This window comes from Pseudomonas sp. RIT409 (assembly GCF_003052515.2).
Classification (GTDB): domain Bacteria; phylum Pseudomonadota; class Gammaproteobacteria; order Pseudomonadales; family Pseudomonadaceae; genus Aquipseudomonas.
On sequence record NZ_QARE02000011.1, the window covers coordinates 171,223 to 182,939 of the forward strand.

Annotated in this window: 13 protein-coding genes; 9 read left to right on the forward strand and 4 right to left on the reverse strand. The window is 61.6% G+C overall.

Features of this window, described 5'->3' with window-relative positions:
• Window positions 1–95: 95 nt before the first annotated feature.
• From DBP26_RS15775 to cueR, 3 genes are all read left to right on the forward strand, one after another.
• A complete protein-coding gene (locus DBP26_RS15775) occupies window positions 96–308 on the forward strand; it encodes a DUF3077 domain-containing protein (RefSeq protein ID WP_108237846.1) in 213 nt (70 codons plus the stop codon).
• Between the two features lie 89 nt (window positions 309–397).
• The gene (locus DBP26_RS15780) at window positions 398–2,596 is read left to right on the forward strand and encodes a heavy metal translocating P-type ATPase (protein ID WP_177411063.1); all 2,199 of its coding nucleotides are present in this window, start codon (window positions 398–400) and stop codon (window positions 2,594–2,596) included.
• On the forward strand, window positions 2,593–3,015 hold the full coding sequence (cueR, locus tag DBP26_RS15785; protein ID WP_108237844.1) for a Cu(I)-responsive transcriptional regulator: 423 nt from the start codon (window positions 2,593–2,595) through the stop codon (window positions 3,013–3,015). Before DBP26_RS15780 ends, cueR begins: the two co-directional genes overlap by 4 nt.
• 21 nt (window positions 3,016–3,036) lie before the next feature.
• On the opposite strand, the gene DBP26_RS15790 is transcribed toward cueR, so the two are convergent.
• The 3 genes from DBP26_RS15790 to DBP26_RS15800 form a co-directional block, all read right to left on the reverse strand.
• A complete protein-coding gene (locus tag DBP26_RS15790; protein WP_108237843.1) occupies window positions 3,037–3,930 on the reverse strand; it encodes a PA4780 family RIO1-like protein kinase in 894 nt (297 codons plus the stop codon).
• Window positions 3,931–4,149: 219 nt separating this feature from the next.
• The gene (locus DBP26_RS15795) at window positions 4,150–4,956 is read right to left on the reverse strand and encodes a helix-turn-helix transcriptional regulator (protein WP_108237842.1); all 807 of its coding nucleotides are present in this window, start codon (window positions 4,954–4,956) and stop codon (window positions 4,150–4,152) included.
• Between the two features lie 93 nt (window positions 4,957–5,049).
• Window positions 5,050–6,327 (reverse strand): acetyl-CoA C-acetyltransferase, encoded by a 1,278-nt coding sequence (locus tag DBP26_RS15800; RefSeq protein ID WP_108237841.1) that lies wholly within the window; start codon window positions 6,325–6,327, stop codon window positions 5,050–5,052.
• A gap of 218 nt (window positions 6,328–6,545) precedes the next feature.
• On the opposite strand from DBP26_RS15800, the gene DBP26_RS15805 reads away from it, so the two are divergent.
• The 6 genes from DBP26_RS15805 to DBP26_RS15830 all read left to right on the forward strand — a co-directional run bounded on the left by DBP26_RS15805 (window position 6,546) and on the right by DBP26_RS15830 (window position 11,233).
• Window positions 6,546–7,901, forward strand: a complete 1,356-nt coding sequence (locus DBP26_RS15805; RefSeq protein ID WP_108237840.1) for a 3-oxoacyl-ACP reductase — start codon at window positions 6,546–6,548, stop codon at window positions 7,899–7,901.
• Window positions 7,902–7,986: 85 nt separating this feature from the next.
• Window positions 7,987–8,844: a MaoC/PaaZ C-terminal domain-containing protein gene (locus DBP26_RS15810; RefSeq protein WP_108237839.1), complete on the forward strand. Its 858-nt coding sequence runs from the start codon at window positions 7,987–7,989 to the stop codon at window positions 8,842–8,844.
• A 98-nt stretch (window positions 8,845–8,942) separates the two neighbouring features.
• Window positions 8,943–9,248, forward strand: coding sequence for a nucleotide pyrophosphohydrolase (locus DBP26_RS15815; protein ID WP_108237838.1), 306 nt, complete (start codon window positions 8,943–8,945; stop codon window positions 9,246–9,248).
• The gene (locus DBP26_RS15820; RefSeq protein ID WP_108237837.1) at window positions 9,245–9,994 is read left to right on the forward strand and encodes a methyltransferase; all 750 of its coding nucleotides are present in this window, start codon (window positions 9,245–9,247) and stop codon (window positions 9,992–9,994) included. The genes DBP26_RS15815 and DBP26_RS15820 overlap by 4 nt, the downstream gene beginning before the upstream one ends.
• A 20-nt stretch (window positions 9,995–10,014) precedes the next feature.
• Window positions 10,015–10,644, forward strand: coding sequence for a DUF4136 domain-containing protein (locus tag DBP26_RS15825; RefSeq protein WP_108237836.1), 630 nt, complete (start codon window positions 10,015–10,017; stop codon window positions 10,642–10,644).
• A 28-nt stretch (window positions 10,645–10,672) separates the two neighbouring features.
• A complete protein-coding gene (locus DBP26_RS15830) occupies window positions 10,673–11,233 on the forward strand; it encodes a DUF4136 domain-containing protein (protein ID WP_108237835.1) in 561 nt (186 codons plus the stop codon).
• A gap of 212 nt (window positions 11,234–11,445) precedes the next feature.
• On the opposite strand, the gene DBP26_RS15835 is transcribed toward DBP26_RS15830, so the two are convergent.
• Window positions 11,446–11,717 (reverse strand): DUF2931 family protein (locus tag DBP26_RS15835; protein WP_146752953.1); only part of this gene is annotated, 272 nt, incomplete at its 5' end.

An 11,717-nucleotide genomic window follows, 5' to 3' on the forward strand; every position in this document is an offset into this window, starting at 1 on the left:
TTCCCGTGGTACCGGTCTGCTAACCCGCGTCAAAGTCACCACCCAATTTCCGTTTAGCAGCGGGAAATGGGGGTTATCACCATGGGAAAACTATGATGCTCAAAGTCACCCCCGATCCACCCAACAAATCCCTCGAAGAAGCCTTGGCCCATGCCTCTGGCCTTCTGCGTTGTGCCACAGCCACTGCCTGCGAAAGCGCGGAAAACCTGATAGGTGTCAAGCGCGACCTGGCCATGTCAGTGGTTCATCTCGTCGATATGGCCAAAGCGTCAGTTGATCGGGCGTTAGATCAAATAGAAGCTCGCTAGACGACGTCGAACCGAAAAAATCGGGACTTGACCTTACCAACGTGGCAAGGTTGATCCTTGTTGGCAATCGCCTTCAAGGAGTGCCCGGAATGTCCAGCCCCGATACCTTCGACCTGCCGATCACCGGCATGACCTGCGCCAGTTGCGCGGGCCGTGTCGAGCGTGCATTGCGCAAGGTGCCTGGCGTTAAAAACGCCACCGTCAACCTCGCCAACGAGCGTGCTCACGTCGAGATTAGCGAAAGGATCGACCCCGCCACACTGGTCGCCGCAGTCGAGAAGGCGGGCTATGGAGCCAGCCTTGAACAGGACAGCGAAGCGCAGCAGGCTGAGCAACTCAAACGTCACGACAGCGAGCGCTGGCACCTGATCCTCGCGCTCGTCCTCGCCCTGCCGCTCGTCGTACCCATGTTGCTGCAACCGCTGGGCGTGCACTGGATGCTGCCCGCGTGGGCACAGTTTCTTCTGGCGACGCCGGTGCAGTTCTTCCTGGGGGCGCGTTTCTACGTCGCCGCATTCAAGGCCGTGAGAGCCAAGGCCGGAAACATGGACCTGCTGGTCGCATTGGGCACCAGCGCGGGTTACGGCCTGAGCGTTTATCAGTGGCTCGTCGCGCCTTCCGGCAGCATGCCGCACTTGTATTTTGAAGCGTCCGCGGTGGTGATTGCGCTGGTGCTGCTGGGCAAATACCTGGAAAGCAGCGCCAAACGGCAGACCGCCAGCGCGATCCGTGCGCTGGAAGCGCTGAGACCGGAACGGGCGATTCAGGTCCTGGATGGGCAGGAAAAGGACGTTGCCATCAGCGCGCTCAAAATCGGCGATGTAGTGCTGGTTAAACCCGGCGAGCGCTTCCCTGTAGACGGCGACGTCATCGAAGGGCGAAGCCATGCCGACGAGGCGCTGATCAGTGGCGAGAGCCTGCCTGTCGCCAAGCAGCCTGGTGACAAGGTCACAGGAGGCGCGATCAACGGCGAGGGGCGGTTGCTGGTGCGCACGCTGGCACTGGGGTCTGAAACGGTATTGGCACGCATCATCCGGCTGGTCGAAGACGCGCAATCGGCCAAGGCGCCGATCCAGAAGCTGGTCGACAAAGTGAGCCAGGTGTTCGTCCCGGTCGTCCTGCTGCTGGCACTGACCACGCTGATTGGCTGGTGGCTGGCCGGGGCATCGGTCGAACAGGCATTGATCAACGCGGTTGCCGTTCTGGTGATCGCCTGCCCCTGCGCCCTTGGCCTGGCAACCCCCACCGCAATCATGGCCGGGACCGGTGTGGCAGCGCGTCACGGCATTCTGATAAAGGACGCCGAAGCGCTGGAGCGCGCCCATGAGGTCACCGCCGTGGTGTTCGACAAGACCGGCACGCTGACGTCGGGCACCCCCCGCATCGCCCATTTGAGCGGCCTGGAGGGTGATGACGATACCCTGCTCAATCTGGCCGGCACGCTGCAACAAGGCAGCGAGCATCCACTCGCCAAAGCAGTGCTCGACGTCTGTGCCGAGCGAGGCCTGATGCTGGAAAACGTCAGCGACAGTCACTCGTTGGCCGGACGCGGCATCGCCGGATCAATAAAGGAGCGCGCACTGGCTCTGGGCAATCGCCGCTTGATGGAAGAAAACGGCCTTTCCGGCGGTGCACTGAACGAATCCGCCAAACGGTGGGAAGCTGAAGGCCGAACCCTGTCGTGGCTCATCGAACTGAGTCCGGAGCGTCGCGTGCTAGGCCTGTTCGCTTTTGGTGACACCCTCAAACCCGGCGCCGCCCAGGCCATCGACCAACTGGCCGCGCGCCACATCAGCAGCCACCTGCTGACAGGTGATAACCGAGGCAGCGCCAAGGCCGTCGCCGACGCGCTGGGCATCGACGACGTACACGCCGAAGTCCTACCCGCTGACAAAGCGGCGACGGTGATTGCCCTGAAAACAGCCAATGTGGTCGCGATGGTCGGCGACGGCATCAACGACGCCCCGGCCCTCGCCGCTGCCGACATCGGCATCGCCATGGGCGGTGGTACCGACGTCGCCATGCACGCTTCGGGGATCACGCTCATGCGCGGCGATCCCCGCTTGATCCCTGCTGCGCTGGAGATCAGCCGCAAGACCTATGGCAAAATCCGCCAGAATCTGTTCTGGGCCTTCATCTACAACCTGATCGGCATTCCGCTGGCAGCGTTCGGCTTGCTCAATCCGGTGCTCGCGGGCGCGGCCATGGCGCTGTCCAGCGTCAGCGTGGTGAGCAATGCCTTGCTGTTGAAAACCTGGAAACCCGACGACGCTGGAGATCCTTCATGAATATCGGACAAGCGGCCAAATCCAGCGGCCTGAGCGCCAAAATGATTCGTTATTACGAGTCCATCGGTCTGCTCCACCCTGCCCATCGCACTGACAGCGGCTATCGGCTTTACAGTCGGGATGACCTGCACACATTAGCGTTCATCAAGCGGTCCAGGGATCTGGGATTCTCACTTGAAGAGGTCGGCAAACTGCTAACCCTCTGGCAAGACCGCGATCGAGCCAGTGCCGATGTCAAAGAACTGGCCCGGCAACATATCGATGAGCTCAATCAGAAGATCGCTGAACTGACGGGGCTGCGCGATACGTTGCAGGATCTGGTGGAGCATTGCCAGGGGGATCATCGTCCGGATTGCCCGATTCTCAAGGATCTGGAGTCGGGTGGGTGTTGTGTGCCACCCCCAAAAAACCCGGCCTAAACCGGGCTTCCTGTCAATTCGTCACTGCATCCACGGCGGCGGAGGCTCTTCGCCCTTGCTCGGTGGGGCGTCATCAGCCTGTCTTGCTGCCTGGCGCCGAGCTTCGTCTCGCTGGGCCGCTTCGATTTCGCGCAGCACACCCTTCACGTCGGCAGTGCTGGTCGGCTCGTCGAAATGGCCGGTCAGCACCGTGGCGGGAGACAGAGTGCCCGCCTGATAGTGAGACCACATCTCTTTAGCGAATCGGGTTTTCTTCAGTTCAGGGGCGAAGTGCCCGAAGTAGGCCGCCATGTTCCCAACATCCCGCTCCAGCATGCTGAAGGCATGGTTGTTCCCTGCTGCGTCGACAGCTTGTGGCAGGTCGATGATGACCGGGCCGTCAGGCGACAACAGCACGTTGAACTCCGAAAGGTCACCGTGCACCAGTCCGGCACACAGCATGAGCACGATCTGCTGAATCAGGAACGCGTGGTATTCCCGGGCCTGATCCGGTTCTAGGGTGACGTCGTTCAGCCGGGGCGCCGCATCGCCATAGCCGTCCGAGACCATTTCCATCAGCAGCACGCCATCGAGAAAGTCGTAGGGTTTAGGCACCCTGACACCCGCGCTGGCCAGGCGGAACAGCGCCGAGACTTCGGCGTTCTGCCACGCGTCCTCACTTTCCTTGCGGCCGAATTTCGAGCCTTTGGCCATGGCGCGCGCCTCGCGGCTGCCACGAACCTTGCGGCCCTCCTGATATTCCGAAGCCTGCCGGAAACTGCGTTTGTTCGCCTCCTTGTAAACCTTCGCGCAGCGCAGCTCTTTGCCGCAGCGCACCACATAAACAGCTGCCTCTTTGCCACTCATCAGCGGGCGCAGCACTTCGTCTACCAGACCGTCTTCGATCAGGGGTTCAATGCGTTTGGGAGTCTTCATCAGCTTTTATTCTGGGTCCTTCGTTGCCAAACACGCGTCGTTGCTCGTTATACGGCAATCCTCCGCCAGCGAGTAGGGGCGTGTGGAATGCAGTCATGGATTCAATTCCAAACCATACGTTCCCTGAATCGAGGCAAGCACCTTTCATGCCGGAGCGCAGCATAAACCACCATACGCGCAACGCGATTGCCAGTGTGAAAGTAGATGTGCCCGCCCCACTCAAGGCCGGAACAACTCGCCAGGTGTGAAGCCGAAAAGGGTTTTGAACGCGGCAATGAAAGCAGACGTCGAGTCATACCCGCAGTTCAGCGCAGTCATGGTCACGCTGTCGCCCTCTTCCAACGCATTGAGTGAGGCGAGCAATCGGGCTCTCTGTCGCCAGCCTCTGAAACTTAACCCGGTTTCCCGCTGAAACAGGCGCATCAAGGTTTTTTCCGACATGCTCAGGCGCTGCGCCCACGCTGTGAGCGTGACCTCTTGCCCTGGCTCCTCGACGAGTTCCTGACACAACGCCAACAACCGGGCGTGACGTGGCAAGGGCAAGGAGAACGCGACTTCCGGCAGATTGGACAGTTGATCGAGGAGAACTTGAACGAGACGCGCGGGCGGGCTGTCCCCCTCGGGATAATCGACGGGCAGCAAGCAAAAGGCTTTTATCAATTCCCGCGCCAAAGGCGTGACTTCCAGCACACGACAGCGTTCCGGCGCCCATAGCGAGTCCAGGGTTCGAACGTAGAGGCTGCGCATCTCGGCGCGGGTCGAGGTGACGACTTCATGATCGAGCCCTGCCGGAATCCAGACGCCCCACTGCGGTGGGGCAAAGAAACTGCCCTGTTCGGTGTGCACGCCGAGCACACCGCTTATTGCGTAGGAAAACTGCACCCAGTCGTGGCGATGGGGTGGCGTCCAGGAGCCTGCGTTCAGGCTCTCCGCGCGGGCGTAAAGCGGGCGTGGCAGGTCATCCAGCGCCGGAATGAACCGCTCGGTTTCGGGACTGCGAGGTGGGGTATGTCCTCTGCTGGGCATAGGCATGTCTTTTGTCGGGAAACCGCAGTGTATGCGATCTGACATCCAACCGCTGCTGCCCGGAGGGGTTGAGCGTGGGGCCTTAGCCCAGTGTCAGCGCTCGAGGATCGCAGTCACTCCTTGCCCACCTGCCGCGCAAATCGAAATCAATCCGCGGCCCTGCCCTGCCACGCTGAGCAATTTGGCGAGGTTGGCCACGATGCGCCCGCCTGTAGCTGCGAACGGATGGCCGGCCGCGAGAGAGCTGCCGTTGACGTTGAGTTTGCTGCGATCGATCGCCCCTAGGGGCGCATCGAGGCCCAAACGGGATTTGCAATACTCAGGGTCTTCCCACGCCTTCAACGTGCACAGCACTTGCGCAGCAAAGGCCTCGTGAATTTCGTAGTAATCAAAATCCTGCAACGTCAGGCCATTTCGCGCCAGCAAGCGCGGCACGGCGTAAACCGGCGCCATGAGCAAACCTTCTTCGCCGCGGACGAAATCCACGGCAGCGGCCTCGCCATCGCGCCAGTAGGCCAGCACTGGCAAGCCGCGCGCTTGCGCCCAGTCTTCGCTGGCCAACAGCACCAATGAGGCGCCGTCGGTGAGCGGCGTCGAGTTGCCGGCGGTCAGCGTGCCCTTGGCGCTGCGTTCGTACGCAGGTTTGAGGGCGGCGAGCTTTTCCAGACTGGCATCGACGCGCAGGTTGTTGTCGCGAGTCAGGCCCCGGAATGGCGTCAGCAGATCGCTGTGCCAGCCCTCGACGTAAGACGCCGCCAGTTTCTGATGGCTTTCCAGGGCCAGTTGGTCCTGTGCGTCGCGTGGGATCTGCCAGGTTTGGGCCATCAGTTCGCAATGCTGACCCATCGAAAGGCCAGTGCGCGGTTCGCCATTGCGTGGCAATTCGGGCTTGAGGTTGTGGGGGCGCAGTTGAGTCAGCGCTTTGAGCTTGTCGGCCGTGCTTTTTGCGCGATTGATTTGTAACAGAATCTGCCGCAAGTCTTCGTTGACGCCGATGGGCGCGTCGGAGGTCGTGTCGACGCCACCTGCGATGCCGCATTCGATCTGGCCCAACGCGATTTTGTTGGCCACCAGCAGCGCGGCTTCCAGCCCGGTTCCGCAAGCCTGCTGAACGTCATAAGCGGGCGTTTGCGCAGAGAGCCGCGAGCCGAGCACGCATTCACGGGTCAGATTGAAGTCTCGGGAGTGCTTGAGCACAGCGCCCGCCACCACCTCCCCCATCCGCTGGCCATGCAGGTTGAAGCGCTCGATCAGGCCTTCGAGCGCAGCGGTCAGCATGTCCTGATTGCTGGCAGTGGCATAAGCGCCGTTGGAGCGGGCAAACGGAATGCGGTTGCCGCCGATGATGGCCACGCGACGTGTCTGAGTCATCCAAATCTCCCCTTATTGATGTCTGCCGATGTTCTTCGATGTCTGCCGATGCTCTCGTAGGAGCGCGCTTGCCCGCGATGGCGGAGTGTCAGTCGCGGTAGATGTCTTTGACACTGCTCGGTCGCGGGCAAGCGCGCTCCTACAATGTATGCAGCGTAGGACTTTCTTCAGCAGCATGTGGTCAACTGGTTTGAACCCCGACCCGAGGAGCGCGTTCCATGGCATCTGATCGCTACATTGACTTCGCCAATTCAGACATCGGCCGCCGCTTGGTTGGCGCCGTGGGGCTGCCGGCTCCGGTACGTCTGGAGCGTTGGCAAGCCGGGCGTCTGCGGCCGGTGGAAGGGGCGCTTCTGTTGAGCGCAGGGCCACTGGCCGAGCGAGTCAGTGGGTTCGCGCCGCGTATGACCGATCTGATGTTTACCCTTGGCGACGGCATCACCGGGGCCCACCCCTGGACCGCGGAGCATGGCGCCAAGATCAAGGCCGTGGTGTTCGATGCGAGCATGCTGTTGCGCACCGCTCAATTGAGCCAATTGCGCGAGTTCTTCCAGCCGGTGCTGCGACAACTGGAACACAGCGCTCACATCGTGATTCTTTCCCGGGCTCCGGACACACTGGCCGATCCTGTGGCGGCGAGCGCGCAGCAGGCTATCGAGGGCTTCAGCCGCTCGCTGGCCAAAGAAATGCGCAACGGTGGGACAGTGCAATTGCTGCAGGTCGACGAAGGTGCCGAAGACCAGTTGGAGGGCGCCTTACGCTTCTTCCTGTCACCCAAAAGCGCGTTCATATCCGGACAGGTGATTCGCCTGAGCCCATGCGCTGCCACGGTTCAGGACTGGAGTCGCCCATTGGCCGGACGCAAGGCACTGGTGACCGGGGCTGCACGCGGCATCGGCGCGGCCATTGCCGAAACGCTGGCCAGGGATGGCGCCGAGGTCGCGCTGCTCGACGTCCCTCAAGCCAAGTCCGACCTGGAAGCGTTGGCGGCGCGCCTCGGTGGGCAGGCCATCGTGCTGGACATTTGTGCTCCGGACGCTGCCACGCAACTGATCGGGCAGATTTCCGGCGGGGTGGACATCGTCGTGCACAACGCTGGCATCACACGAGACAAGACCCTCGCCAACATGACCGCCGATCTTTGGGACTCGGTGCTGAACGTCAACCTCGAGGCGCCTCAGGTTCTGACACAGGCTTTGATCGACGCGGGCCTCGTGCACGATAACGGTAGTGTGGTCCTGATGGCCTCGATCAGCGGCCTGGCAGGCAATCGAGGGCAGACCAACTACACCACTAGCAAGGCCGGTCTGATCGGTCTCGCCCGGGCCATGGCGCCCGCTCTCAAGGCTCGCGGCATCAGCATCAACGCCGTTGCGCCCGGTTTTATCGAGACCAGCATGACCGCGCATATGCCGTTCGCGCTGCGCGAGGCCGGCCGCCGCATGAGCTCGCTCGGCCAGGGCGGGCTGCCGCAGGATGTTGCCGAGGCCGTGGCCTGGTTGAGCCAGCCGGGCAGCGGTGCAGTGAGTGGCCAAGTGTTGCGGGTCTGTGGGCAAAGCATCATCGGCGCCTGAGGCCCTGCGCCATTGGCTGTGACCGGCCGACGGGGTGGTCACGGTGTGAACTGCACCTGGGTATGAACGAGAACGGAGATTCGCGATGAGCGCACACTGGCGGTATCTGGACAGCCCCCCCTCTCTGCCCGGCCTGTTTCTGCAAGCGGCCTTGCGACGGAAGGTCAGCGGCACCCACTTGCCTGACCAAGGCCTGCGCTGCTGGGTGTCGGTGGACCCGGAAAAGGTCAGAGCGTTCGCTGACGTTTGTGGCTTCGTTCCCGGCAGTCTGTTACCGCCGACCTACCCTCATGTGCTGGCGTTCCCGTTGCAGATGAAGCTGCTGACGGACCAGGATTTTCCGTTCCCGCTCCTGGGCCTGGTGCACCTGCAAAACCGGATCAGCATTCGCAGGCCACTCGGCAGTGTCATCAAGGCTCAGGTCAGCGTGCGCGTGGCTGAGCTCAAACCCCATCCGAAAGGCGCCACGTTCAGCCTGATCACCCAGATCGAGGACGCCCTGGGCCTGCTTTGGGAAGAGCACAGCACCATGCTGTGCCGGGGCGTGGAGATCGAGGGCAAAACCGAGGGCGCCTATGAACCTGCGCCCCTGCCCATGGCCGAATTGGCCACGTGGTATGCGCCCTCCGACATCGGTCGGCAGTACGCCAGGGTCAGTGGTGATTACAATCCGATTCATTTGAGTGCCAGCAGCGCCAAGCTGTTCGGTTTTCCTACCGCCATCGCCCACGGCCTCTGGATCAAAAGTCGTGCGCTCGCAGCGCTCGACGACCATTTGCCCGCCTCGAATGTGGATATCTCGGTGGAGTTCCAAAAACCGGTACGGTTGCCCAGTGAAGTCACGTTGGCAGCGAGTGCGGCAGGCTCCCATGGCCAACTCAAGCTGGAAGGCAGGGAAGGAATCGTGCACATGGTAGGAAGTTGGCAGCCAGCCTCGGAGTAACGCCATAATCTCTGGATCGAACGAGCGAAATCTGCTGACTTCACTTGATTCCCCTCGCCATCCCCTTGAAGCTACGCACCTTCAGGAGACCCGGCCCCATGAACCTCGACGACCTCATCCAGCGCCTGCATCACATCCGCGATACCAACGACTGGCGGCAGTTTCACAGCCCCAAGAATCTGACGATGGCCGCCAGCGTCGAGATGGCCGAACTGGTGGAAATCTTCCAGTGGAAAACCGAAGAGCAGTCCCGCCAACTGTCCGCGGAGGAATTGGCGCATGCCGGGCAAGAAGTCGGTGACATCGTGCTGTACCTGCTGCTGATGTGCAGCGAGTTGGGCCTGGACATGAACGAGGTGGTGCGTGCCAAGCTGGCCGACAGCGAGCGACGGTTCCTGAAATGAGTGACCGCCACTTCGATCAACTGGCCACACGCTTTGCCGAAAAGATCTACGGCGGCGCGAAAGGCGCGATTCGTCTGGCGGTGTTGCAGGCTGACCTGAAGGAGAGCCTGCCGGCGCGTCCCTTGCGCGTGCTGGATGTCGGCGCGGGGTTGGGGCATATGTCGCTGTGGTTGGCCCAGCAAGGCCACGACGTCACCTTGACTGAACCTGCCGAGCCGATGCTCGAAGGCGCCCGCCAGCGTTTTGCAGAGGCCGGGCAAAGGGGCACCTTCATTCAGGCGCCTTGGCAGGATCTGCCGACATCGCTGAGCGAGCCGTATGACTTGGTGATCTGCCACGCGGTGTTGGAGTGGCTCGCCGCCCCCTTCACCATTCTCCCTGTGCTGCGGCAACTGACCGCCGACAATGGCTGGCTGTCTCTGGCGTTTTACAACCGCGACGCGTTGATCTATCGCAACCTGCTCAAAGGGCACTTCCGCAAAATGCGCCGCAATACGCTGGCCGGTGAAAAACAGAGCCTGACCCCGCAAGAACCCCTTGATCCGCGCGAATTAGCGGCGCAACTTGAAGGTCTGTGGCGAGTCGAAACCCAGAGTGGTGTCCGGGTATTTCACGACTACATGCCCATCGAGTTTCAAGCCAGGGCCGAGCTTGCGGATTTGCTGGAAATGGAACTGGCCCATCGGCGCCACCCGAGTTTCGCAGGACTGGGACGTTATCTGCACTGGATGTGCCGACCTGTCTGAGGCTATACGCGGAGACCATCATGAAACGCCGCCTCGCTTTGCTCACGTTGTTCTCGACCCTGACGCTGGCTGCCTGTCAGAGCCCAAACCCTTACACGGCCGTTTCGGCCGCGATCCCGCCAGCTCCACCACAAGCAGCCAATGCCATCGACATGAGTGCCTACCCGGCACCTCCCAGGGACTATGGGCGTTACCGCAATTGGACCTGGCTCAATGGCCATCTACCGCCCGGCACGCAATGGGCAGATTCCGCTCAAGTGGCCGAAGCGGTGAGCAATGGCCTGGATCAGCGCGGCCTGCGTCCGTCCCAGAACCCACAGGCAGCGGATTTGCGGGTGACGGCTGACACGCGGATCGAAACCCGGCTGCGTCAGGTGCGCGACGACTATTACGATCCGTACTACGGCGGTGCGGGTGTGGGCTATTACAACGGCTACCGGAACGGCTATGGCGGTTACGCCAGCGTACCGGTGGTACGGACTTACCAAGAGCAGGTGGTGGTAGTGAACATCAGCCTATTCGACGCCCGCAGCGGCCAGCCCGTCTGGAGCGCCAGTGCCGAAACCGGCAGTGGCGGCGATCAGTCCGAGCGAGCCAAGGCGCTGCGTCAGGCCGTGCAGCGCGCGTTGGCCAGCTACCCCCCTGCATAGTCGAACCGCGCACTTCTGGAGAACCATCATGTTTCGCCGCATTGCTGTCGTGTGTGTTGCCCTGCTGCTCGCCGCCTGCCAAACCGATCGCGTCAATCGCGATTTCGACGCACAGCGCGATTTCGGCGGGTACAGGACCTGGGCCTGGAAAGAGCCCGCCCTGCAATACCAACCCAACGATCCGCGTATCAAGAGCGACCTGACCGAACAGCGTATTCGGCAGTCGGTGAGCGAACAGCTTGACCAGCGAGGGTTGCGCCTTGCGCCCGCTGGGGTCAAAGCCGATGTGCAGGTGCAAGCCTGGCTGATCGTGGAAAACCGTCAGCAAATGGTGACCACCAACTACGGTGGCGGTTACTGGGGCAATCCTTGGGGCGGCTACTGGGGGGGACCGATCGGCACCGAAACACGCAACGTCGATTACAAGGTGTCTACCCTGCAAATCGACATGCTTGACGGCAAGGACGGCAAGCTGGTCTGGCGTGGCAGCACTGAACAGGTCGTGAACGACGGGACCACCCCGGCGGCGCGGGAACTGGCGCTGCGTCAGACCGTGCAAAAGATCCTCCAGCAGTACCCTCCTCGCTAGAGGCCTGAGCTTCGGGTTTGAGCACAGAGCTGTGGCCGCTGCTGACGCCTGGCGGAGATGAAGCCGTCACCATGGCAGTCGTCTCTCCCAGGCCATGGGGCTCACTGTAAAGCGCAAGCACCTCCATAGAGACGCTGCACACCAAGCCAACACCTAGAGACTTCTGAATAACATACCCACTGGCGCTCTACCGATTTCACACCGCTACCCCCTCACCACGAGCCATAGGGGATGCCGAATTTGTCGATGTATGCCTGAGACTCTTTATTTGGCGGGCGGTAATAGTGACCTTCTGACAGGCCGTCATAAGGCCCCTTCTCAACTATCCGGCCCTGCACGCGGCTGACTTCAATCGGATCAATGCAAACACCCATCAGCCAGGTTTTCACCACACCACCCGGAGCCAACCCCATGACCAGGTTCTTCCTGTAATCATCGATCCATACCCGGCTGGTATCGCAATATGTTCTGCCTCCCTCATGCA